This window comes from Kocuria rhizosphaericola, assembly GCF_044462205.1.
Lineage (GTDB): Bacteria > Actinomycetota > Actinomycetes > Actinomycetales > Micrococcaceae > Kocuria > Kocuria rhizosphaericola.
Genome location: NZ_JBISWK010000013.1, coordinates 1 through 20548, shown reverse-complemented (window position 1 = coordinate 20548; position 20548 = coordinate 1). Strand labels below are relative to the sequence as shown.

The 20548-nt window shown below is 69.5% G+C and carries 28 protein-coding genes; 1 reads left to right on the top strand and 27 read right to left on the bottom strand.

Going from position 1 to position 20548, the window contains the following annotated elements:
• Positions 1-144 precede the first annotated feature (144 nt).
• From rplR to rpsJ, 17 genes are all read right to left on the bottom strand, one after another.
• Positions 145-516, bottom strand: a complete 372-nt coding sequence (gene rplR, locus ACH9D2_RS01085) for a 50S ribosomal protein L18 (RefSeq protein ID WP_396360891.1) — start codon at positions 514-516, stop codon at positions 145-147.
• A gap of 2 nt (positions 517-518) precedes the next feature.
• Positions 519-1055: a 50S ribosomal protein L6 gene (gene rplF / locus ACH9D2_RS01080; protein WP_058872535.1), complete on the bottom strand. Its 537-nt coding sequence runs from the start codon at positions 1053-1055 to the stop codon at positions 519-521.
• A 23-nt stretch (positions 1056-1078) separates the two neighbouring features.
• A complete protein-coding gene (gene rpsH, locus ACH9D2_RS01075; RefSeq protein WP_396360890.1) occupies positions 1079-1477 on the bottom strand; it encodes a 30S ribosomal protein S8 in 399 nt (132 codons plus the stop codon).
• An 85-nt stretch (positions 1478-1562) separates the two neighbouring features.
• Complete coding sequence (rplE, locus tag ACH9D2_RS01070) at positions 1563-2132, bottom strand: 50S ribosomal protein L5 (RefSeq protein WP_017833308.1); 570 nt, start codon at positions 2130-2132, stop codon at positions 1563-1565.
• Positions 2132-2476, bottom strand: a complete 345-nt coding sequence (rplX, locus tag ACH9D2_RS01065) for a 50S ribosomal protein L24 (protein ID WP_396360887.1) — start codon at positions 2474-2476, stop codon at positions 2132-2134. Before rplX ends, rplE begins: the two co-directional genes overlap by 1 nt.
• A 2-nt stretch (positions 2477-2478) precedes the next feature.
• Complete coding sequence (gene rplN, locus ACH9D2_RS01060; RefSeq protein ID WP_396360886.1) at positions 2479-2847, bottom strand: 50S ribosomal protein L14; 369 nt, start codon at positions 2845-2847, stop codon at positions 2479-2481.
• 338 nt (positions 2848-3185) lie between these two features.
• Positions 3186-3476 carry a 30S ribosomal protein S17 gene (rpsQ, locus tag ACH9D2_RS01055; RefSeq protein WP_396360884.1) on the bottom strand — a complete coding sequence of 97 codons (291 nt, stop codon included), beginning with the start codon at positions 3474-3476 and terminating at the stop codon, positions 3186-3188.
• The gene (gene rpmC / locus ACH9D2_RS01050) at positions 3473-3748 is read right to left on the bottom strand and encodes a 50S ribosomal protein L29 (protein ID WP_396360882.1); all 276 of its coding nucleotides are present in this window, start codon (positions 3746-3748) and stop codon (positions 3473-3475) included. Before rpmC ends, rpsQ begins: the two co-directional genes overlap by 4 nt.
• A gap of 2 nt (positions 3749-3750) precedes the next feature.
• Entirely contained in the window at positions 3751-4167 is a 417-nt protein-coding gene (rplP, locus tag ACH9D2_RS01045) for a 50S ribosomal protein L16 (RefSeq protein ID WP_017833303.1), read from the bottom strand.
• A complete protein-coding gene (gene rpsC, locus ACH9D2_RS01040; protein WP_396360881.1) occupies positions 4168-5019 on the bottom strand; it encodes a 30S ribosomal protein S3 in 852 nt (283 codons plus the stop codon).
• Positions 5020-5385 carry a 50S ribosomal protein L22 gene (gene rplV / locus ACH9D2_RS01035; protein ID WP_387742573.1) on the bottom strand — a complete coding sequence of 122 codons (366 nt, stop codon included), beginning with the start codon at positions 5383-5385 and terminating at the stop codon, positions 5020-5022. It lies immediately after the preceding gene.
• Positions 5386-5438: 53 nt separating this feature from the next.
• Positions 5439-5720, bottom strand: coding sequence for a 30S ribosomal protein S19 (gene rpsS / locus ACH9D2_RS01030; RefSeq protein WP_396360879.1), 282 nt, complete (start codon positions 5718-5720; stop codon positions 5439-5441).
• Between the two features lie 12 nt (positions 5721-5732).
• Positions 5733-6572, bottom strand: coding sequence for a 50S ribosomal protein L2 (gene rplB, locus ACH9D2_RS01025; protein WP_058872530.1), 840 nt, complete (start codon positions 6570-6572; stop codon positions 5733-5735).
• Positions 6573-6602: 30 nt separating this feature from the next.
• Positions 6603-6908 carry a 50S ribosomal protein L23 gene (rplW, locus tag ACH9D2_RS01020; RefSeq protein ID WP_298586104.1) on the bottom strand — a complete coding sequence of 102 codons (306 nt, stop codon included), beginning with the start codon at positions 6906-6908 and terminating at the stop codon, positions 6603-6605.
• Positions 6905-7528 (bottom strand): 50S ribosomal protein L4, encoded by a 624-nt coding sequence (gene rplD, locus ACH9D2_RS01015; protein ID WP_396360877.1) that lies wholly within the window; start codon positions 7526-7528, stop codon positions 6905-6907. Before rplD ends, rplW begins: the two co-directional genes overlap by 4 nt.
• A gap of 7 nt (positions 7529-7535) precedes the next feature.
• The gene (rplC, locus tag ACH9D2_RS01010) at positions 7536-8192 is read right to left on the bottom strand and encodes a 50S ribosomal protein L3 (protein WP_017833296.1); all 657 of its coding nucleotides are present in this window, start codon (positions 8190-8192) and stop codon (positions 7536-7538) included.
• A gap of 16 nt (positions 8193-8208) precedes the next feature.
• On the bottom strand, positions 8209-8517 hold the full coding sequence (gene rpsJ / locus ACH9D2_RS01005; protein ID WP_003803825.1) for a 30S ribosomal protein S10: 309 nt from the start codon (positions 8515-8517) through the stop codon (positions 8209-8211).
• Positions 8518-9023: 506 nt separating this feature from the next.
• Here rpsJ and ACH9D2_RS01000 point away from each other — a divergent pair.
• Positions 9024-9407 carry a VOC family protein gene (locus ACH9D2_RS01000; protein WP_396360875.1) on the top strand — a complete coding sequence of 128 codons (384 nt, stop codon included), beginning with the start codon at positions 9024-9026 and terminating at the stop codon, positions 9405-9407.
• 99 nt (positions 9408-9506) lie between these two features.
• On the opposite strand, the gene tuf is transcribed toward ACH9D2_RS01000, so the two are convergent.
• The 10 genes from tuf to ACH9D2_RS00945 all read right to left on the bottom strand — a co-directional run bounded on the left by tuf (position 9507) and on the right by ACH9D2_RS00945 (position 20490).
• Positions 9507-10697: an elongation factor Tu gene (tuf, locus tag ACH9D2_RS00995; RefSeq protein ID WP_396360873.1), complete on the bottom strand. Its 1191-nt coding sequence runs from the start codon at positions 10695-10697 to the stop codon at positions 9507-9509.
• Positions 10698-10857: 160 nt separating this feature from the next.
• Complete coding sequence (fusA, locus tag ACH9D2_RS00990; RefSeq protein WP_396360871.1) at positions 10858-12972, bottom strand: elongation factor G; 2115 nt, start codon at positions 12970-12972, stop codon at positions 10858-10860.
• Positions 12973-13041: 69 nt separating this feature from the next.
• The gene (gene rpsG, locus ACH9D2_RS00985) at positions 13042-13512 is read right to left on the bottom strand and encodes a 30S ribosomal protein S7 (protein WP_017833292.1); all 471 of its coding nucleotides are present in this window, start codon (positions 13510-13512) and stop codon (positions 13042-13044) included.
• On the bottom strand, positions 13512-13886 hold the full coding sequence (gene rpsL, locus ACH9D2_RS00980) for a 30S ribosomal protein S12 (RefSeq protein ID WP_062734959.1): 375 nt from the start codon (positions 13884-13886) through the stop codon (positions 13512-13514). The genes rpsG and rpsL overlap by 1 nt, the downstream gene beginning before the upstream one ends.
• A 316-nt stretch (positions 13887-14202) precedes the next feature.
• Positions 14203-15015 (bottom strand): IclR family transcriptional regulator domain-containing protein, encoded by an 813-nt coding sequence (locus ACH9D2_RS00975; protein ID WP_396360869.1) that lies wholly within the window; start codon positions 15013-15015, stop codon positions 14203-14205.
• Positions 15016-15094: 79 nt separating this feature from the next.
• The gene (locus ACH9D2_RS00970; RefSeq protein WP_396360867.1) at positions 15095-15772 is read right to left on the bottom strand and encodes a 3-oxoacid CoA-transferase subunit B; all 678 of its coding nucleotides are present in this window, start codon (positions 15770-15772) and stop codon (positions 15095-15097) included.
• A gap of 1 nt (position 15773) precedes the next feature.
• Positions 15774-16466 carry a 3-oxoacid CoA-transferase subunit A gene (locus tag ACH9D2_RS00965; protein WP_396360866.1) on the bottom strand — a complete coding sequence of 231 codons (693 nt, stop codon included), beginning with the start codon at positions 16464-16466 and terminating at the stop codon, positions 15774-15776.
• Positions 16467-16500: 34 nt separating this feature from the next.
• On the bottom strand, positions 16501-17694 hold the full coding sequence (locus ACH9D2_RS00960; RefSeq protein ID WP_396360864.1) for a thiolase family protein: 1194 nt from the start codon (positions 17692-17694) through the stop codon (positions 16501-16503).
• A gap of 88 nt (positions 17695-17782) precedes the next feature.
• On the bottom strand, positions 17783-19048 hold the full coding sequence (pcaDC, locus tag ACH9D2_RS19480; RefSeq protein WP_449555782.1) for a bifunctional 3-oxoadipate enol-lactonase/4-carboxymuconolactone decarboxylase PcaDC: 1266 nt from the start codon (positions 19046-19048) through the stop codon (positions 17783-17785).
• Positions 19045-20490 (bottom strand): lyase family protein, encoded by a 1446-nt coding sequence (locus ACH9D2_RS00945; protein WP_396360863.1) that lies wholly within the window; start codon positions 20488-20490, stop codon positions 19045-19047. The genes pcaDC and ACH9D2_RS00945 overlap by 4 nt, the downstream gene beginning before the upstream one ends.
• Positions 20491-20548 lie beyond the last annotated feature (58 nt).

The following is a 20548-nucleotide window of genomic DNA, read 5'->3' as shown; positions in this document are numbered from 1 at the left end:
GGCCCCCGCGCTCGCCGCGGCCCCCGCGGTCACCGCGGGAGTCCTGGGAGCGGTTGGGCTCGGTGGTCTGCTGGGCCCCGGTCGCCTCCGTGGAGGCAGTGCTCGCTTCGGTCACCTGGGTTTCCTTCTCGTTGTTCTGCTCGCTCACAGTGCCAGACCTCCTTCGCGGGCGCCGTCGGCGACAGCCGCCACGCGACCGTGGTACTTGTTGCCGCCGCGGTCGAACACGACGGCCTCGACACCGGCGGCCTTGGCACGCTCGGCCACGAGCTCGCCCACGCGCTTGGCCTTCGCGGTCTTGTCCGCGTCGGCGCCGCGCAGGTCGGCCTCCATGGTGGACGCCGAGGCGACGGTGACACCCTGGGTGTCGTCGACGACCTGGACGAACATGTGACGGGCCGAGCGGTTGACGACCAGGCGCGGGCGCGCGGCCGTGCCGGCCAGGTGCTTGCGCACCCGGACGTGGCGGCGGCTGCGGGCGGCGGCCTTGGACTTGCCCTTGATCTTCAGAGCCATGATTACTTACCAGCCTTTCCGGCCTTGCGGCGGATCTGCTCGCCGGCGTACCGCACGCCCTTGCCCTTGTAGGGCTCGGGGGCGCGGAGTTTGCGGATCTTCGCGGCGACCTCGCCGACCTGCTGCTTGTCGATGCCGTTGACCGAGAGCTTGTTGACGCCCTCGACGGCGAACGAGATGCCCTCCGGGGCCTTGAAGGTGATCGGGTGGCTGTAGCCGAGGGCGAACTCGAGGTCCTGGCCCTTGGCCTGCACGCGGTAACCGGTGCCCACGATCTCGATGCCCTTGGAGTAGCCCTGGGTGACGCCCTGGATCATGTTGGCGATCAGGGTGCGGGTGAGGCCGTGCAGCGAGCGGGACTCGCGCTCGTCGTCGGGTCGGGTGACGGTGAGGGTGCTGTCCTCGAGCGCGACGGTGATCGGGCTGGCAACGGTGTGCTGCAGCTCGCCCTTGGCGCCCTTGACGGAGACGACGTTGCCGTCGACCTTGATCTCCACACCGGCCGGCACAGAGATGGGGAGACGTCCGATACGTGACATGTTCTCTTCCTTTCTGTTCCGGGTTACCAGACGAACGCGAGGACTTCGCCGCCCACGCCCTTCTTCGCGGCCTGCTTGTCGGTCAGCAGCCCGGAAGAGGTGGACAGGATGGCGATGCCCAGGCCGCCCAGGACCTTGGGGAGGTTGGTGGACTTGGCGTACACGCGCAGGCCCGGCTTGGAGATGCGCCGGACGCCCGCGATGGAGCGCTCCCGGTTGGGGCCGAACTTCAGGGAGAGCGTGAGGGTCTTGCCGACCTCGGCCGCCTCCTCCTTGTAGTCCGCGATGTAGCCCTCGGCCTTGAGGATGTCCGCGACGCGAGCCTTGAGCTTCGAGTACGGCATGCTCACGGAGTCGTGGTAGGCGGAGTTGGCGTTGCGCAGACGCGTCAGCATGTCCGCGACAGGATCTGTCATTGTCATTTTGGGGGCACGTGCCCTTCCTCGTCCCGGTTTCCGCACCTGGCGGCGCCGATGGGCGCCCGGCCGGACCTGGAACGTAGCGAGATTAGTTGGTCTTGAAGGGGAAGCCGAGCGCCTTCAGCAGCGCGCGACCCTCGTCGTCGGTCTTCGCGGTGGTGACCACCGTGATGTCCATGCCGCGGACCCGGTCGATGCGGTCCTGGTCGATCTCGTGGAACATGGACTGCTCGGTGAGGCCGAAGGTGTAGTTGCCGTTGCCGTCGAACTGGCGGTCGGACAGACCGCGGAAGTCGCGGATGCGCGGCAGGGCCAGGGTCACCAGGCGGTCGAGGAACTCCCACATGCGGTCTCCGCGCAGCGTGGTGTGCGCGCCGATCGGCATGCCCTCGCGGAGCTTGAACTGCGCGATGGACTTCTTCGCACGGGTCACGAGCGGCTTCTGGCCCGTGATGGCGGTGAGGTCGCGGACGGCGCCGTCGATGAGCTTCGAGTCCTTCGCGGCGTCGCCGACACCCATGTTCACGACGACCTTGACGACGCGCGGGATCTCCATGACGTTGCCGTAGCCGAACTGCTCCTGCAGCGCGGGGACGACGGTCTCCTGGTACTTGTCCTTGAAGCGCGGGGACACGCTGATCTCGGTGGTTTCGGTCATCACAGGTCCTTGCCGGTGCTCTTGGAGACGCGGACGCGGACGGTCTTCTGGCGTCCGTCGCGCTCCACGGTCTCGGTGCGGTAGCCGACGCGGGTCGGCTTGTTGGTCTCCGGGTCCACGAGCGCCACGTTGGACACGTGGATCGGGGCCTCGACCTTGTCGATGCCGCCGGCCTCGCCCTGCATGGAGGCCTTGCGGTGGCGGGTGATCACGTTGATGCCCTCCACGACCACGCGGGAGGACTCGGGGATCACGCGCAGGACCTTGCCCTGCTTGCCCTTGTTGTCCTTGCTGCCGGAGACGACCTGCACCAGGTCGCCGGTCTTGATCTTGAACTTCGCCATGGTCAGAGCACCTCCGGGGCCAGCGAGATGATCTTCATGAACTTCTTGTCGCGCAGCTCACGGCCCACGGGGCCGAAGATGCGGGTACCACGGGGGTCACCGTCGTTCTTCAGGATCACTGCGGCGTTCTCGTCGAACTTGATGTAGGAGCCGTCGGACCGACGGCGCTCCTTCTTGGTGCGGACGATGACGGCCTTGACCACATCGCCCTTCTTCACGTTCCCGCCCGGGATCGCGTCCTTGACGGTGGCGACGATGATGTCGCCGATGCCTGCGTAGCGACGTCCGGATCCACCGAGAACACGGATGGTGAGGATTTCCTTCGCACCCGTGTTGTCGGCGACCTTCAGTCGCGACTCCTGCTGAATCACTGATTACTCCTGTCGTCACGCCGGTTCCAACACCGATCGAGAGCACGGTGCGGGCCTTGCGGAACAGCTTGTCGGATGATGTGCCCTCCCCCGGCGTCGCACGCCGGACCGGGCCAGCCCTCCATGCCAGGAGCATCTGAACCCGCCACCAGGTGGCACAGGGGCGCCCTGCACGCGGTCATTATGCGCTGGCACGAAGAGCTGTGGGTCGTACGGGCAGACAAATTGGCCCATACAAGCTCACCAGCCTAGCACAGGCGGGAGGCCGTCCGTGCGGGGCGGTGAACGGGCGACGGCCCGTCCCTCTCGCGGCCGTGGCCGGCTCTAGCGAGCTCGGGTCACTTGGCCTTCTCGAGGATCTCCACGATCCGCCACCGCTTGGTGGCGGACAGCGGGCGGGTCTCGGAGATCAGGACGAGGTCGCCGACACCGGCGGAGTTCTGCTCGTCGTGGGCCTTGACCTTCGAGGAACGGCGCATGACCTTGCCGTACAGCGAGTGCTTGACGTTGTCCTGCAGCTGGACGACGACGGTCTTGTCCATCTTGTCGGAGACCACGTAGCCGCGGCGGCTCTTGCGGTCACCGCGCTCGGCGGCCTGCTCGGCCCCGTTGTTGATCTGCTCGGTCACTTGGCGTCCTCCTCGGAGGTGTTCTCGGCGGTGTTCTCGGCGGCGCCGGCCTCGGGCCGGATGCCGAGCTCGCGCTCGCGCAGCACCGTGTAGATGCGCGCGATGTCGCGCTTGACGGCCTTGAGGCGGCCGTTGTTTTCGAGCTGACCGGTTGCGGACTGGAAGCGGAGGTTGAACAGCTCCTCCTTGGCCTTGCGCAGCGCCTCACTCAGAGAGTCCTTGTCGAGGGCCGCGAGGTTCTCCATGCTCAGATCCTTGGATCCAACAGCCATTCTCATTCACCACCTTCGCGACGCACGATGCGTGCCTTCATCGGGAGCTTGTGGATCGCCAGGCGCAGGGCCTCGCGGGCGACCTCTTCGGAGACACCGGAGAGCTCGAACATCACGCGCCCGGGCTTGACGTTGGCGACCCACCATTCGGGGGAGCCCTTGCCGGAACCCATGCGGGTCTCGGCGGGCTTCTTGGTCAGGGGGCGGTCCGGGTAGATGTTGATCCAGACCTTGCCGCCACGCTTGATGTGGCGGGTCATGGCGATACGCGCGGCCTCGATCTGACGGTTCGTCACGTAGGCCGGCGTGAGCGCCTGGATCCCCCACTCGCCGAAGGCGACGGTGGTGCCGCCCTTGGCGGCGCCCGAACGCTTCGGGTGGTGCTGCTTGCGGAACTTCACACGACGTGGGATGAGCATCTACTTACCACCCTCTGCGTTGGTCGCTCCCGCGGCCGGAGCCGGGGAGGCGGCGGAGTCGGTGCGCTCACGGCGTCCGCCACGGTCGTTACGGTCGGGACGACGACGGTCGCCGCCGCCGCCTCCGCGACGCTCGCCCGGACCGCCGCGGCGATCACGGTCGCCGCCGCGGCCGCGAGAGGGAGCCGCGGCCTGCTGCGCCGCCAGTTCCTTCGCGGTCAGGTCGCCCTTGTAGATCCAGACCTTCACGCCGATGCGGCCGAAGGTGGTCTTGGCCTCGAAGAACCCGTAGTCGATGTTCGCGCGCAGGGTGTGCAGGGGCACACGGCCTTCGCGGTAGAACTCCGAGCGGCTCATCTCGGCGCCGCCGAGGCGGCCGGCGCACTGGATGCGGATGCCCTTCGCGCCGGCGCGCTGCGCCGACTGGATGGCCTTCTTCATGGCGCGGCGGAAGGCCACGCGGGAGGCGAGCTGCTCGGCGACGCCCTGCGCCACCAGCTGGGCGTCCACCTCGGGGTTCTTGACCTCGAGGATGTTCAGCTGGATCTGCTTGCCGGTGAGCTTCTCGAGCTCGCCGCGGATGCGGTCGGCCTCGGCGCCGCGGCGGCCGATGACGATGCCGGGGCGGGCGGTGTGGATGTCCACGCGCACGCGGTCCCGGGTCCGCTCGATCTCGACCTTGGAGATGCCGGCCCGCTCCATGCCCGTGGACATGAGCTTGCGGATCTTGATGTCCTCACGGACGTAGTCCTTGTAGCGCTGGCCCTCCTTGGTGGAGTCCGCGTACCAGTGCGACACGTGGTCGGTGGTGATGCCCAGCCGGAACCCGTGCGGGTTGATCTTCTGTCCCACTTAGCGGACCTCCTCGCTGTCAGGGCTCGCCACGATCACGGTGATGTGGCTCGTGCGCTTGTTGATGCGGTAGGCGCGGCCCTGGGCGCGCGGCCGGAACCGCTTCATGGTCGGGCCCTCGTCGACGAAGGCCTCGCTCACCACGAGCGCCTCCTCCTTGAACGGCAGACCGTCGCGGTCCGCCAGCTGGCGCGCGTTGGCGACCGCCGACTGGAGGACCTTGAACACCGGTTCCGAAGCACCCTGGGGGGCGAACTTCAGAATCGCCAGAGCCTCATTCGCCTGTTGGCCACGAATCAGGTTGACGACGCGCCGGGCCTTCATAGGCGTCACGCGGATGTAGCGCGCAGATGCCTTGGCTTCCATTGCTTTCCTTCTCTCGTCTTCTCGAAGTGCTCACGCTGCGGGATCCCGGAGGATCAGCGGCGCTTGCCCTTCTTGTCGTCCTTCACATGGCCGCGGAAGGTCCGCGTGGGGGCGAACTCGCCGAGCTTGTGCCCGACCATCGACTCGGTGATGAACACGGGGATGTGCTTGCGTCCGTCGTGCACGGCGATCGTGTGTCCGAGCATGTCGGGGACGATCATCGAGCGGCGGGACCACGTCTTGATGACGTTCTTGGTGCCCTTGTCGTTCTCCCTGGCGACCTTCAGGTACAGGTGCTGATCGACGAAAGGGCCCTTCTTCAGGCTGCGTGGCATGTGTCAGGCTCCTTAGCGCTTGTTCTTGCCGGTGCGACGACGGCGGACGATGAGCTTGTCGCTCTCCTTGTTGGGGCGGCGGGTGCGGCCCTCGGGCTTGCCGTTCGGGTTGACCGGGTGACGGCCTCCGGAGGTCTTGCCCTCGCCACCACCGTGCGGGTGGTCGACGGGGTTCATGACCACACCGCGGACGGTCGGGCGGACGCCCTTCCAGCGGTTGCGGCCGGCCTTGCCCCAGTTGATGTTCGACTGCTCGGCGTTGCCGACCTCGCCGACCGTGGCGCGGCAGCGCACGTCGACGTTGCGGATCTCGCCGGAGGGCAGACGGAGCTGGCCGTACTTGCCCTCCTTGGCCACGAGCTGCACCGACGCGCCGGCCGAGCGGGCAAGCTTGGCGCCGCCGCCCGGACGGAGCTCGACGGCGTGGATCACGGTGCCGACGGGGATGTTGCGCAACGGCAGGTTGTTGCCGGGCTTGATGTCGGCGCCGGGGCCCGACTCGACGACGTCGCCCTGGGAGAGGCGGTTCGGCGCGATGATGTAGCGCTTGGAGCCGTCCACGAAGTGCAGCAGCGCGATGCGCGCGGTGCGGTTCGGGTCGTACTCGATGTGCGCGACCTTGGCGTCGACGCCGTCCTTGTCGTGGCGACGGAAGTCGATGACGCGGTACTGGCGCTTGTGCCCGCCACCCTTGTGCCGGGTGGTGATGCGGCCGGTGTTGTTCCGGCCGCCCTTCTTGGGCAGCGGCCGGACCAGCGACTTCTCGGGGGTCGTGCGCGTGATTTCTGCGAAGTCGGCAACGGAGGAGCCGCGACGGCCCGGGGTTGTCGGCTTGTGCTTACGGATAGCCATGTGTCAGTTCCTCGTTAAAGTGGTCTCCGCTCAGGCGAGCGGACCGCCGAAGATGTCGATGGTGCCTTCCTTCAGGGTCACAACGGCACGCTTGGTGCCCTTGCGCTGACCCCAGCCGAAGCGCGTGCGCTTCCGCTTCCCGGCACGGTTGATGGTGTTCACGGACTCGACCTTGACGCCGAAGATCTGCTCCACGGCGTACTTGATCTGCGTCTTGTTCGAGTCGGCCGCCACGAAGAACGTGTAGCGGCCCTCGTCGATGAGCCCGTAGGACTTCTCCGAGACGACCGGCGCGATGATGACGTCCCGGGGATCCTTGATGGTGGTCGCGCTCACTTGGCGTCCTCCTGCTTCTTCTTGCTCGCGGCCGCCACGAAGGACTCGAACGCGTCCTTCGTGAAGACCACGTCGTCGGAGACCAGCACGTCGTAGGTGTTGAGCTGGTCGGCGTAGACGGTGTGGACGTCGGCGAGGTTGCGCACCGACAGCGCGGACACGTCGTCCGAGCGGTGCAGGACGACCAGCAGGTTCTTGCGGTCCGAGAGCCCCCGCAGCGTCGACTGGGCGGCCTTCGTGTTGGGGACGGTGCCCTCGACGACGGCCTCCACGACGTGGATGCGGTTGTTGCGCGCCCGGTCCGAGAGGGCTCCGCGCAGGGCGGCGGCCTTCATCTTCTTGGGGGTGCGCTGGCTGTAGTCGCGCGGGGTCGGCCCGTGCACCACGCCGCCACCGGTCATGTGCGGGGCGCGGATCGAGCCCTGGCGCGCGCGGCCGGTGCCCTTCTGCTTGAAGGGCTTACGGCCGGCTCCGGAGACCTCGGCGCGGTTCTTGGTCTTGTGCGTGCCCTGGCGGGCCGCGGCCAGCTGAGCGACGACGACCTGGTGCAGCAGGGGCACGTTGGTCTGGACGTCGAAGATCTCGGCGGGCAGTTCGACGTTGACGGTCTGAGTTGCCATGGTCTGATCAGGCTCCCTTCACTGCGGTGCGGACGAGGACGACCGAACCCTTGGGGCCCGGCAGGGCACCCTTGATGAGCAGCAGGGAGTTCTCGGCGTCCACGGCGTGAACGGTGAGGTTCTGCGTCGTGTGACGGACGGCGCCCATGCGGCCCGCCATGCGCATGCCCTTGAACACGCGAGCGGGATAGGACGCGCCGCCGATGGATCCCGGCTTGCGGTGGTTCTTGTGGGCACCGTGGGAGGCGCCGACGCCGGAGAAGCCGTGGCGCTTCATGACACCGGCCGTGCCCTTGCCCTTGGTCTTGCCGATGACGTCGACCTTCTGGCCGGCCTCGAAGAGCTCGACGGAGAGCTCCTGGCCCAGCTCGTAGGTGTCGGCGTCAGCGGTGCGCAGCTCCACGACGTGGCGGCGCGGCGTCACGCCGGCCTTCTCGAAGTGGCCGGCCAGCGGCTGGGTGACCTTGCGGGGGTCGATCGCACCGAACCCGATCTGCACGGCCGAGTAGCCGTCCCGGTCCTGGTTGCGCAGCTGGGTGACGACGTTGGAGTCCGCCTTGACGACGGTCACCGGCACGAACTTCCCGTTCTCGTCCCAGACCTGGGTCATGCCGAGCTTCGTGCCCAGCAGGCCCTTCACCTGGCGTTCGAAAGTGGTAGTCATTGGGATGCGATCCTCTTTACAGCTTGATTTCGATGTTCACGTCAGCCGGCAGGTCGAGGCGCATGAGCGAGTCGACGGCCTTCGGCGTGGGGTCGATGATGTCGATCAGCCGCTTGTGCGTGCGCATCTCGAAGTGCTCACGGCTGTCCTTGTACTTGTGCGGCGAGCGGATGACGCAGTACACGTTCTTCTCCGTGGGCAGCGGCACGGGGCCGACCACCGTGGCGCCTGCGCGCGTCACCGTCTCAACGATCTTCCGGGCCGAGACGTCGATGACCTCGTGGTCATAAGACTTCAGCCGGATGCGGATTTTCTGTCCCGCCATGGCGTCGTGACTCTCTTTCTTGAACGTACTTCCCTGTGACGGAGCCTGGGGACTCCTTGTGCATGGCGCCGCCTGGGCGGGCGCCCCTCCACGCAGACTGAATCCGGAAGAATCCGGGTTCCTCACCCTGCTGGAGCTCCGACCCCCGAACTCGGGCGTGTCGCCTCGTGCAGAACACGAGGGCGCACCGGATTCGTTCCTCGGGGCGGGCTGTATGTGGTCCGTGCGTGGCAGCTTCCACGAGCTGCTGGCCCACGGTTCTGCTTCGGAACCCGATGGTGTCCTGGGGTCTGCCGGTTCGAACCGTTGAGAGCACGCGTCGGCGCTTGAACAACGTCCTCCATCCTGCCAGAGATGGCAGACCGGTGCAAACGCACGGTGGCGGCCTCCGCGGCCACCGTTGTACGGAACCGTGCCGGAACCGTGAGCCTTCCGCAACCACCGCCGGCGCGCGCGGTCGTATCCTGGCCGCGTCCGCACCCCGACGTCCAGAGGAGATGGGTCCCATGCTGTCCACCGCGAGGCTGGTGGCGATCGTTCCCGTGCGGGAGTTGGACCGCGCCAGGCAGTTCTACCAGGAGACGCTGGGTCTCACCCCCGGCCCCGAGCTGGAGCCCGACAGCGTCCTGTTCAGCGAGGACGGGCACACCGGCCTCCAGTTGCTCCTGCGCCCCGACGCGCCGGCATCCGAGCTGACGCAGGCCAGCTTCGAGGTCGCCGACGTCGAGGCCGCCGTGCGGGAGCTCGAGGGCCGGGGCGTGAACTTCGAGGACTACGACCTGCCCGGCCTGCAGACCGTGGACCACGTCGCCACCGCCGACGGGATGAGGGCGGCGTGGTTCACCGACTCCGAGGGCAACGTCCTGTGCCTGCACCAGCTCACCGGCTGAGCCCGGCCGAGCCCGGCCGCGCCGGACCCGGAACGCGCGGAACCCCCCGTCGCTCACGTGAGCGGCGGGGGGTTCCGCGCAGATCGAGCAGTCCGGGGACTACTTGTTGATCTTGGTGACGCGACCGGAGCCCACGGTGCGGCCACCCTCACGGATGGCGAAGCCGAGGCCCTCCTCCATGGCGATCGGCTGGATCAGCGCGACCGTCATCTCGGTGTTGTCGCCCGGCATGACCATCTCGGTGCCCTCGGGCAGCGTGATGACGCCGGTGACGTCGGTGGTCCGGAAGTAGAACTGCGGACGGTAGTTGGAGTAGAACGGGTTGTGGCGGCCGCCCTCCTCCTTGGAGAGGATGTAGACGTTCGCCTCGAAGTCGGTGTGCGGGGTGATGGAGCCCGGCTTGCACACGACCTGGCCGCGCTCGACGTCGTCACGCTTGAGACCGCGCAGCAGCAGGCCGCAGTTCTCGCCCGCCATGGCCTCGTCCATCTGCTTGTGGAACATCTCGATGCCGGTGACCGTGGTCTTCTGGACCGGACGGATGCCGACGATCTCGACCTCGGAGTTGATCGGCAGCGTGCCGCGCTCGGCACGGCCGGTCACCACGGTGCCACGGCCGGTGATGGTGAAGACGTCCTCGATCGGCATGAGGAACGGCTTGTCCATGTCGCGGATGGGGTCGGGCACGTTCTCGTCCACGGCCTCCATGAGCTCCTCGACCTTGGCGACCCACTCGGGGTCGCCCTCGAGGGCCTTCAGCGCCGAGACGCGCACGACCGGGGCGTTGTCGCCGTCGAAGCCCTGGTCGGCGAGGAGCTCGCGCACCTCCATCTCGACGAGGTCCAGGAGCTCCTCGTCGTCGACCATGTCGGACTTGTTCAGGGCCACCAGCAGGTAGGGCACGCCCACCTGGCGGGCGAGCAGCACGTGCTCGCGGGTCTGGGCCATGGGGCCGTCCGTGGCGGCGACCACGAGGATGGCGCCGTCCATCTGCGCCGCACCGGTGATCATGTTCTTGACGTAGTCGGCGTGGCCCGGGGCGTCCACGTGGGCGTAGTGACGCTTCTCCGTCTGGTACTCGATGTGCGCGATGTTGATGGTGATGCCGCGCTGCTTCTCCTCCGGAGCGGAGTCGATGGCGCCGAAGTCGCGCTGCTCGTTGAGGTCCGGGTACTTGTCGTGCAGGACCTTCGAGATGGCAGCGGTGAGCGTCGTCTTGCCGTGGTCGACGTGGCCGATGGTGCCGATGTTGACGTGCGGCTTGGTGCGCTCGAACTTGGCCTTCGCCATGGTTGTTCCTCCTAGAACTTTTTGTCGTAACTTGCTCAGCACTTCCCCACCGCGTGTTGTCGGGGGGATCTTGAGGCACTCAGCAGCACTGAAACCTCTGCAAGTCTACTTTGGCTGTACTTGTTTGATGAAATTCCCGGCCGGGGCCGAGGGGTGGTGCCTACTCGCCGCGGTTCTTCTGGACGATCTCCTCGGCGACGGCCTTGGGAACCTCCGAGTAGCTGTCGAACTGCATCGAGTACACGGCGCGACCCTGGGTCTTGGACCGGAGGTCACCGATGTAGCCGAACATCTCGGACAGGGGAACGAGCGCCTTGACCAGCTTGACGCCGGTGACGTCCTCCATGGACTGGATCTGGCCGCGGCGGGAGTTCAGGTCGCCGATGACCTCGCCCATGTACTCCTCGGGCGTGCGGACCTCGACGGCCATCAGCGGCTCGAGCAGGACGGGCTGGGCCCGGCGGGCGCCCTCCTTGAAGACCATGGAGCCGGCGATCTTGAAGGCCATCTCGGAGGAGTCGACGTCGTGGTAGGCGCCGTCGAGCAGCGTGGCCTTGACGCCCACCACCGGGTACCCGGCGAGGATGCCCAGACGCATGGCGTCCTGGATGCCGGCGTCCACGGAGGGGATGTACTCGCGCGGGACGCGGCCGCCGGTGACCTTGTTGTCGAACTCGTAGAGCTCCTCGGCGTCCAGCGGGATCGGCTCGAACGCGAGCTGCACCTTGGCGAACTGGCCGGAGCCGCCGGTCTGCTTCTTGTGCGTGTAGTCGACCTTGTCGACGGCCTTCTTGATCGTCTCGCGGTAGGCCACCTGCGGCTTGCCGACGTTCGCCTCGACGCGGAACTCGCGCTTCATGCGGTCCACCAGGATGTCCAGGTGGAGCTCGCCCATGCCGCCGATCTCGGTCTGGCCGGTCTCCTCGTTGAGGGACACGGTGAACGTGGGGTCCTCGGCGGAGAGCTTCTGGATCGCGACCGAGAGCTTCTCCTGGTCGCCCTTGGTCTTCGGCTCGATGGCCACGGAGATCACGGGGGCCGGGAAGGTCATCGACTCGAGCACGATCGGCTCCTGAGCGGAGCACAGGGTGTCGCCCGTGGTGGTGTCCTTGAGCCCGATGGCCGCGTAGATGTGGCCGGCCTGGATGGTGTCGACCGGGTTCTCCTTGTTCGAGTGCATCTGGAACAGCTTGCCGATGCGCTCCTTCTTGCCCTTGGTGGAGTTGAGCACCTGGTCGCCGTTGGCGGCCTTGCCGGAGTACACGCGGATGTAGGTGAGCTGGCCGTAGAACGGGTGGGAGGCCACCTTGAACGCCAGGGCGGAGAACGGCGCGGTGGAGTCCACCGGGCGGGAGAGGATCTCTTCCTCGTTGTTCAGGGCGTGGCCCTCGACGTTCGGGACGTCCAGCGGGGACGGCAGGAAGTCGATGACGGCGTCGAGCATCGGCTGCACGCCGCGGTTCTTGAACGCGGAGCCGCAGAGCACGGGGTACGCCTGCGAGGTGATGGTGAGCTTCCGGATGCCGGCCTTGAGCTCCTCGAGGGTGAGCTCCTCGCCGCCCAGGTACTTCTCCATGAGCTCGTCGTCGGCCTCGGCGACGGACTCCACCAGCTGGTTGCGGTACTCCTCGGCGCGCTCCTGCAGATCGGCGGGGATCTCCTCGATCTCGTACTTGGCGCCGAGGGAGACGTCGCCCTTGGAGTCGCCCGGCCAGACGAAGGCCTTCATGGTCAGCAGGTCGACCACGCCGACGAACTCGGACTCGGCGCCGATCGGCAGCTGCATGACGAGCGGCTTCGCGCCCAGGCGGTTGATGATGGTGTCGACGGTGAAGTAGAAGTCGGCGCCCAGCTTGTCCATCTTGTTGACGAAGCAGATGCGGGGGACGTCGTACTTGTCGGCCTGGCGCCAGACCGTCTCCGACTGGGGCTCGACGCCCTCCTTGCCGTCGAAGACCGCCACGGCGCCGTCGAGCACGCGCAGGGAGCGCTCGACCTCGACCGTGAAGTCCACGTGGCCGGGGGTGTCGATGATGTTGATCTGGTTGTCGTGCCAGTAGCAGGTCGTCGCGGCGGACGTGATCGTGATGCCGCGCTCCTGCTCCTGCGCCATCCAGTCCATGGTGGAGGCACCATCGTGGGTCTCGCCGAGCTTGTGGGAGATACCGGTGTAGAACAGGATGCGTTCGGTGGTGGTGGTCTTGCCGGCATCGATGTGCGCCATGATGCCGATGTTGCGGACCTTCTTGAGGTCGGTAAGCACGTCAAGTGCCACGGTGATTCCCTTTCGGAGATGGTGCCGGCGGCCTGTCGGCCCGGGTGGGGCCGACAGGCCTGGAAGATTCTACCAGCGGTAGTGGGCGAAGGCCTTGTTGGACTCCGCCATCTTGTGGGTGTCCTCGCGGCGCTTCACGGCGGCACCGAGACCGTTGGACGCGTCCAGGATCTCGTTCTGCAGACGCTCGGTCATGGTGTTCTCACGACGGATCTTCGAGTAGCCGACGAGCCAGCGCAGGGACAGCGCCTGGGCGCGGCCCGGCTTGACCTCGACGGGCACCTGGTAGGTGGCGCCGCCGACGCGGCGGGACTTCACCTCGAGGGCCGGCTTGACGTTCTCCAGGGCCTTCTTGAGGGTGGCGACGGGGTCGGCGCCGGACTTCGCCCGGACGCCCTCGAGGGCGCCGTAGACGATGCGCTCGGCGGTGGACTTCTTGCCGTCCTGGAGGACCTTGTTGATCAGCTGCGTGACGACCGGGGAGCTGTAGACCGGGTCGACGACGAGCGGGCGCTTGGGAGCGGGACCCTTACGAGGCATTACTTCTTCTCCTTCTTGGCGCCGTAACGGGAACGGGCCTGCTGGCGGCCCTTGACACCCTGGGTGTCGAGCGCGCCGCGGACGATCTTGTAGCGGACACCGGGGAGGTCCTTCACGCGACCGCCGCGGACGAGCACGATGGAGTGCTCCTGGAGGTTGTGGCCCTCACCGGGGATGTAGGCCGTGACCTCGATGCCGCCGTTGAGCTTCACGCGGGCGACCTTGCGCAGCGCGGAGTTCGGCTTCTTGGGCGTGGTGGTGTACACGCGGGTGCACACACCGCGCTTCATGGGGCTGCCCTTGAGTGCGGGCGCCTTGGTCTTGACGACCTTCGGGGTCCGGCCCTTGCGGACCAGCTGCTGGATTGTAGGCACAGTGTCTCCTGATCGGACGGGTCGCGTCAGCGGCCCGCTGGGTGTTCGGCTCCCCCGCTCCCGGACGGGGCCTGGTGCGGGTGCGGCGCCTGACGTGGGCCCGGCGGGCGGGCACCACGGTCGCCGCGCCGAAGGTAGCTGGGCAGACGAAAGGGATGGCATTTTGGTACACACCGCGTACCAGAGGACCGAGTCCGTTCTGCCATGATTTCTTCGGCCTCCAGGGGCGGCGGGCGCCGAGGGATGACCGTTCAATTCCTCGACAGCCTATCAGACCCCCGGCGGGGCGGGAAAACGCGGGCCCGGGGCCGCCCGGTCAGCGCCCGGTCGCCGCGAGGTCGGCGGAGATCCGCCGGGCGCACTCGAGCAGGGGCGGCACGACGTCGTCCACCGGGTCCCCGGTGCTCGCACCGGGCATGCCCACGCGCATGGAGACGTTCACGGCCGCGACCACGCGCCCGGTGCCGTCGGTCACGGGGGCGGCGACCGAGCGCAGCCCGACCTCGAGCTCCTGGTCCACGAGGGCCCACCCCTGGGCGCGGACCCGCCGCAGGTCGGCCTCGAGGGCCGCGCGGTCGGTGAGGGTGTGCGCGGTCAGGCGCTCGAGCCGCGCCGTGCGGAAGTACCCCGCGAGCTGCTCGGGGTCCAGCGCCGCGAGCAGGACCCGGCCCATGGAGGTGGCGTGGGCGGGGAACCGGGTGCCCACGGCGATCGCCACGGTCATGATCCGGTGCGTGGAGACGCGGGCGACGTAGACGATGTCGGAGCCGTCCAGCACGGAGGCCGACGTGGACTCCTCGACCTGCGCCGAGAGCGTCTCGAGGTGCGGGGCGGCCAGGGCCGGCAGCGACAGCGAGGAGAGGTAGGAGTAGCCGAGCTGGAGGACCATGGGGGTGAGCTCGAAGAGCCGCCCGTCGGTCCGGACGTAGCCCAGCTCCTCGAGCGTGAGCAGGAACCGGCGCGAGGTGGCGCGGGTGAGCCCGGTGCGCCGGGCGACGTCGCTGAGGGTCATCCGGGGGTGCCGGGCGTCGAAGGCCGTGATCACGCCGAGCCCGCGCGCCAGCGACTGCACGAACTGTCCGGGGCTGCCCCGCTCCCCCGCCGGGGCGGTGGGGTCCTGCTCGGTCATCGGTGGCCTCCTGTGGGCCTCGTCCGGGGACGCGGGCGGCCGGTGCCGGCCGACCGCGTCCCCGGGGTCGGTGCGGTGCTCAGCGGGCGGGCCGCAGCGGGACGTCGACGATCCGCTGGAGCTCCTCGAAGCTCGTCCCGAAGGTCTCGCGCACCGACACGCCGTCCTCTTCGATGAGGAACACGGCCTGGTCGGTGTAGATCCGGGAGACGCAGCCGACGCCGGTGAGCGGCATGGTGCACTGCTCCACGAGCTTCGACTGCCCCTTCTTGGTCTGCAGGGACATCATCACGAAGGTCATCTTCGCCCCCGTGGCCAGGTCCATGGCCCCGCCCACCGCGGGGATCGCGTCCGGCTTGCCCGTGTGCCAGTTGGCGAGGTTGCCGCTGCGGTCCACCTGGAACGCGCCGAGCACGCAGCAGTCGAGGTGGCCGCCGCGCATCATGGCGAAGGAGTCCGCGTGGTGGAAGTACGAGCACCCCGGCGTCTCGACCACGGGGATCTTGCCGGCGTTGATGAGGTCGGCGTCGACCTCGTCGCCGTGGGCCTCGGGGCCCATGCCGAGCATGCCGTTCTCGGTGTGCAGGGTGACGTCGTCCTCGGCGCTCAGGTAGTTGGAGACCAGTGTCGGCTGGCCGATGCCGAGGTTGACGTAGGAACCCGCGGGGATGTCACGGGCCACCACACGGGCCAGCTCCTCCGGGGCGAGCGGGGTCTCGGACGTCCTGGGCACGACGTCCACGGTGTTCTCGCTCATGTCAGAGCTCCTCTCGGGGGTCGGTCTGGGCGGGCGTGTCGATCCGCACGACGGTGTCCACGTAGATGCCCGGGGTCACGACGACCTCGGGGTCCAGCCCGCCGCGCTCCACGAGCTCCGCGACCTGCACGATCGAGGTGGTGGCGGCGGCGGCCATGACCGGGCCGAAGTTGCGTGCCGTCTTGCGGTAGACGAGGTTGCCCGCCCGGTCCGCGACGTGCGCCTTGGTCAGGGAGAAGTCGGCCTTGATGGGGTGCTCGAGGACGTAGTGGCGTCCGTCGATCTCGCGGACCTCCTTGCCCTCCGCGAGGGGGGTGCCGTAGCCGGTGGGTGTGAAGAACCCCCCGATGCCGGCGCCGGCGGCGCGGATCCGCTCGGCGAGGTTGCCCTGGGGGACGACCTCGAGCTCGATCTGCCCGGCCCGGTACTTCTCGTCGAAGTGCCACGAGTCGGACTGGCGCGGGAAGGAGCAGATGATCCTCCGCACCCGCCCGAGCTGGATGAGCCGGGCCAGGCCCACGTCCCCGTTGCCGGCGTTGTTGTTCACGACCGTCAGGTCGGTGGCGCCGTGCTCGATCAGCGCGTCGATGAGCTCGACGGGCTGGCCGGCCACGCCGAAGCCGCCGATCATGACGGTGGCGCCGTCGTGGATCGGGGCCACGGCCTGCGCGCAGCTGTCTGCGATGTTCAGCATCCGGTGTACCTCTCTTCGGTGGTCGGGGCGGGTCTCAGGCGTTCTGGTTCTCGAGCACGACCGCGAGGCCCTGGCCCACGCCGATGCAGATGGCCGCCACGCCCCAGCGCTGCCCGGAGGCCTGCAGGGAACGGGCGAGCGTGCCGAGGATGCGAGTGCCGGAGGCCCCGAGGGGGTGGCCGATGGCGATGGCGCCGCCGTGCCGGTTGACGATCCCGGGGTCGATCCCCCAGGCGTCGACGCACGCGAGGGACTGGGCGGCGAAGGCCTCGTTGAGCTCGACGGCCGCGACGTCGTCCCAGGTGATCCCCGCGCGCCGCAGGGCGAGATTCGCGGCCTCGACCGGGGCGAAGCCGAAGAACTGCGGCTCGTTGGCGGCCGCGCCCCGGCCGGCGACACGGGCGAGGGGCTGCAGGCCGGTCAGCTCGGCGGCTTTCTCGGAGCCCAGCAGGGCGGCGGAGGCGCCGTCGTTGAGGGGCGAGGCGTTGCCGGCGGTGACGGTGCCGCCCTGGTCCGCCGGGCGGAAGACGGTCTTGAGCCCGCCGAGCTTCTCGACGGTCGAGGACGCGCGGACGGACTCGTCCTGGGTCAGCTCGGTGCCGGGGACCTGGACGGTGAGGTCGTCGTAGAAGCCCTCGTCCCACGCCTGCTGGGTGAGCTGGTGGGAGCGGAACGCGAACTCGTCCATCCGGTCGCGGGTGATGCCGTGCCGGTCGGCGAGCTGCTCGGTGGCCTCGCCCAGGGACACGGTCCACGCCGAGTTCATCCTCTGGTTGACGAGCCGCCAGCCCAGCGTGGTGGAGGCCAGGGTCATGTCGCCGGCCGGGTAGGGCTTCTCCGTCTTCGGGAGCACCCAGGGAGCCCGGCTCATGGACTCGACGCCGCCGACGAGCATGACGTCGGCCTCGCCCGCGTTGATCTGCCGGGACGCGATGATCGCGGCGTCCAGGGAGGATCCGCACAGCCGGTTGACGGTGGTCCCGGGGATCTCGACGGGCAGGCCGGCCAGCAGCGTGCCCATGCGGGCGACGTTGCGGTTCTCCTCGCCGGCGCCGTTGGCGTTGCCGAGCACGACCTCGTCGATCGTGGCGGGGTCCAGCGCGGAGGCGCGCCGGACCTGCTCGCCGATCACCAGGGCGGCCAGGTCGTCGGGGCGCACGCCCGCCAGGGCGCCGCCGAAGCGGCCGAAGGGGGTCCGCACGGCGTCGTAGATGTAGGCCTCGGTCATGGTGTTCCTCACTTGCGTCGTTGCTGGCGTCGTTGCTGGCGTCGCTGCTGGCGTCGCTGCTCGTCGGTCTCGGGTCGGGATGGGGAGGTCAGGACGCCGGGGGCCGGGTGTCCCGGGCACCCTCGGCGTCGAGGGCGTCGAGGACCTGCTTGGCGTGCTTGAAGGCGTTGTTGGCGGAGGGCACGGAGAGGTAGATGGCCGACTGCAGCAGGATCTCCTTGATCTCGTCCCGCTCCAGGCCGTTGCGCAGGGCGGCGCGCACGTGCATCTCGAACTCCTCCCAGTGCCCGGCCGCGATCAGCGCGGTCAGGGTCACCGCGCTGCGCATCCGGCGGTCCAGTCCCGGCCGCGTCCAGATCTCGCCCCACGCGTAGCGGGAGATGAAGTCCTGGAACTCGGCGGTGAAGGCGTCCTTGCCGGCCTCGGCCCGGTCCACGTGGGCGTCGGAGAGGACCTCGCGGCGCACCGCCGTGCCGTCCGCGTGCGCCTCCTGCTCGGTGCGCCGGGGGTTGCTGCTCATGCTCGTGCTCCTTGGTGGGTCGTGGGAGGGGTGCGCGCAGAAGTGCTCGTCGAGCAGCCGCGCCACGTCCTGCGGGGCCTCGGCGGGAACCAGGTGCCCCGCGTCCTCGACCACCGCCAGGCGGGCGCCGGTCGCCCCGGCCAGCTCGGCCACGGCGTCGGGCGGCGTGACGACGTCGTGCGCGCCGACCACGGCGAGCACGGGGACGTCCACGGTGCCGAGGTGCCCGCGCGCGTCGAAGGCGGCGAGGGCCTCGCAGGCCCGGGCGTACGAGAACCGGTCCGCGTCCTGGAGGTCGTGCAGCAGCTCCGTGGTCGTGACCGCGTCCCGCTCGATGAAGCCCGGGGCGAACCACCGTTGCGCGGAGCCCACGACCTGGGTGGGCGTGCCGGCGGCGGCCACGAGCTGCGCGCGCTCGGCCCACGCGGCCGGCTCCCCCACCTGCACGGCGGTGCCCACGAGCACGGCCGAGCGCAGCCGGTGCGGTGCGTCGAGCAGGAGCTGGACGCCCACGCAGCCGCCGAGGGACGTGCCCGCGTAGGAGAACGGACCTCCGGTTTCGACCCCGTCGGCGGTGCGGCAGCGGTCCACGGCCTCGAGCACGGCCCGGGCGAGCTCGGCGGTGCTGAACGGCTCTCCGGCGGGTGCCGAGCCCCCGTGGCCGGGGAGGTCCCAGCCGACCACGCGGAGGTCGCCCTCCAGCCGGTGCGCCGCGGCGCCCCACAGCGAGGCGGCGGAGGTGCCGAGCCCGGGGCCGAGCACCACGAGGGGTGCCTGCGGCGACGGGGCGCGGCGGGTCGAGAACTCGACGAGGGTCAGGACGGGCACGGTCATGCTCGTGCTCCTGGCGGGGTCCGAGTGGTGGACGGACGGTCGTTCGCGGACCGGTGGTGACGTTCGAGCACCCGGTCGATCAGCAGGTCGTTGGCGCCGAGATAGCCCTCGGGGTCGAGCAGTCCGGCCACGACGCCCCGGTCCACGGGGGTCCCGTCCGCCAGGGCGGTGCCCGCGGCGAGACCCAGCAGCGCGTCGAGCATGCCCCGCCGGTCGGTCGCGTGCTCGCGCACGACCGCCTGGACCCGCTCCTTGCCCGTGGCGCCGTCGGCCGCCGGCGGAAGCAGCGGCGCGAGCACCGCGCTGATCCGCTCGGCGAGCACGGCGGGTCCGGACGCGTCCAGGTTGGCGCGCATCCGGGCGGTGTCCACGGTGAGGCCGGCCGTGAGCTCGGCCGCGTGCGACGACGCCGCGACGGCGAGCCGGGCGAGCTGCCGCAGCGCCGGCCACTCCGTGTGCCAGGCGCCGTCGGGGCGCTCGTCGACGTACTGGGAGGCGGCGACGTGGAGCTGGGCCACGAGCTGCGGCGCGGTCAGGGCCGTGCGCTTGAGCAGCACGGAGAGCACCGGGTTCTGCTTCTGCGGCATCGCGGAGGACACGCCGCGCCCCTCCGCGGCCGGTTCGCGCAGCTCGCCGAGCTCGGGGCGGGAGAGCAGCAGGACGTCGTTGGCGATCCGGCCCAGGGCCGCGCACACGGCCCCGAGGACCTCGCCGGTGCGCAGCACCGGCCGCCGGCTGGTGTGCCACACGTGCGGCGGCATGCTCAGCCCGAGCTCGTCGGCCCAGTGGCGGGCGAGCTCGACGGCCTGCTCGGCGGCGTCGGGGGCTCCCGGGAAGAGCGCGAGGCTCCCGGCGAGGGTGCCGGCGGCCCCGCCGCAGGACACGGGCAGCCGGGCGAGCCCGGCGAGGTCCGCCTCGAGGTCCTGCAGCCCGGCGAGCCAGCCGGCGGCCTTGAGCCCGAAGGTGGTGGGCAGCGCGTGCTGCGTCAGGGTCCGGGCGGCCTGGACGGTGTCGCGGTGGGCGTCGGCCAGCGCCGCCAGGGCGTCCGCGGTGTCGGACAGCTGCCGGGTCAGCTCGGCGGCGGCGCGCCGGACCACGAGCATCATGGCGGTGTCCATGACGTCCTGGCTGGTCAGGCCGCGGTGGACGAAGCGCACGGCGACGGGGTCGAGCTCCCCCAGCCGGCGCCGGTAGTCGGCGAGGAGCGGGATGACCGGGTTGCCGCCGCCCTCGGCGCGCCGGGCGATGTCTCCGGCGTCGTAGTCGGCGGCCCGGGCGGCCGCGCGGGCCGATCCGGCGGCGCCGCGCGGGGCGAGGCCGGCGTCCGCCTGCGCGGCGACCCAGGCGGCCTCGACGTCGAGCAGCGCCTGGAGCACGGCGGTGTCGTCCGTGTGCGCGTCGCCCCGGTGGGCCCCGGGGCTGAGCAGCCCGGCGTCGGTCATGCGCGTCCTCCTGCGGTGTTCGTCCGGTCGCGTGCGTCGTGGGGTGGTGCCGGCGCCG

Coding starts and splice junctions, on each gene's coding strand:
- rplR (WP_396360891.1), bottom strand. CDS start 516: ATGGCTCTGAAGATCAAGGGCAAGTCCAAGGCCGCCGCCCGCAGCCGC.
- rplF (WP_058872535.1), bottom strand. CDS start 1,055: ATGTCACGTATCGGACGTCTCCCCATCTCTGTGCCGGCCGGTGTGGAG.
- rpsH (WP_396360890.1), bottom strand. CDS start 1,477: ATGACAATGACAGATCCTGTCGCGGACATGCTGACGCGTCTGCGCAAC.
- rplE (WP_017833308.1), bottom strand. CDS start 2,132: ATGACCGAAACCACCGAGATCAGCGTGTCCCCGCGCTTCAAGGACAAG.
- rplX (WP_396360887.1), bottom strand. CDS start 2,476: ATGGCGAAGTTCAAGATCAAGACCGGCGACCTGGTGCAGGTCGTCTCC.
- rpmC (WP_396360882.1), bottom strand. CDS start 3,748: ATGGCTGTTGGATCCAAGGATCTGAGCATGGAGAACCTCGCGGCCCTC.
- rplP (WP_017833303.1), bottom strand. CDS start 4,167: ATGCTCATCCCACGTCGTGTGAAGTTCCGCAAGCAGCACCACCCGAAG.
- rplV (WP_387742573.1), bottom strand. CDS start 5,385: ATGGAAGCCAAGGCATCTGCGCGCTACATCCGCGTGACGCCTATGAAG.
- rpsS (WP_396360879.1), bottom strand. CDS start 5,720: ATGCCACGCAGCCTGAAGAAGGGCCCTTTCGTCGATCAGCACCTGTAC.
- rplB (WP_058872530.1), bottom strand. CDS start 6,572: ATGGCTATCCGTAAGCACAAGCCGACAACCCCGGGCCGTCGCGGCTCC.
- rplD (WP_396360877.1), bottom strand. CDS start 7,528: ATGGCAACTCAGACCGTCAACGTCGAACTGCCCGCCGAGATCTTCGAC.
- rplC (WP_017833296.1), bottom strand. CDS start 8,192: ATGACTACCACTTTCGAACGCCAGGTGAAGGGCCTGCTGGGCACGAAG.
- rpsJ (WP_003803825.1), bottom strand. CDS start 8,517: ATGGCGGGACAGAAAATCCGCATCCGGCTGAAGTCTTATGACCACGAG.
- ACH9D2_RS01000 (WP_396360875.1), top strand. CDS start 9,024: ATGCTGTCCACCGCGAGGCTGGTGGCGATCGTTCCCGTGCGGGAGTTG.
- tuf (WP_396360873.1), bottom strand. CDS start 10,697: ATGGCGAAGGCCAAGTTCGAGCGCACCAAGCCGCACGTCAACATCGGC.
- rpsG (WP_017833292.1), bottom strand. CDS start 13,512: ATGCCTCGTAAGGGTCCCGCTCCCAAGCGCCCGCTCGTCGTCGACCCG.
- ACH9D2_RS00975 (WP_396360869.1), bottom strand. CDS start 15,015: ATGACCGAGCAGGACCCCACCGCCCCGGCGGGGGAGCGGGGCAGCCCC.
- ACH9D2_RS00970 (WP_396360867.1), bottom strand. CDS start 15,772: ATGAGCGAGAACACCGTGGACGTCGTGCCCAGGACGTCCGAGACCCCG.
- ACH9D2_RS00965 (WP_396360866.1), bottom strand. CDS start 16,466: ATGCTGAACATCGCAGACAGCTGCGCGCAGGCCGTGGCCCCGATCCAC.
- ACH9D2_RS00960 (WP_396360864.1), bottom strand. CDS start 17,694: ATGACCGAGGCCTACATCTACGACGCCGTGCGGACCCCCTTCGGCCGC.
- pcaDC (WP_449555782.1), bottom strand. CDS start 19,048: ATGACCGTGCCCGTCCTGACCCTCGTCGAGTTCTCGACCCGCCGCGCC.
- ACH9D2_RS00945 (WP_396360863.1), bottom strand. CDS start 20,490: ATGACCGACGCCGGGCTGCTCAGCCCCGGGGCCCACCGGGGCGACGCG.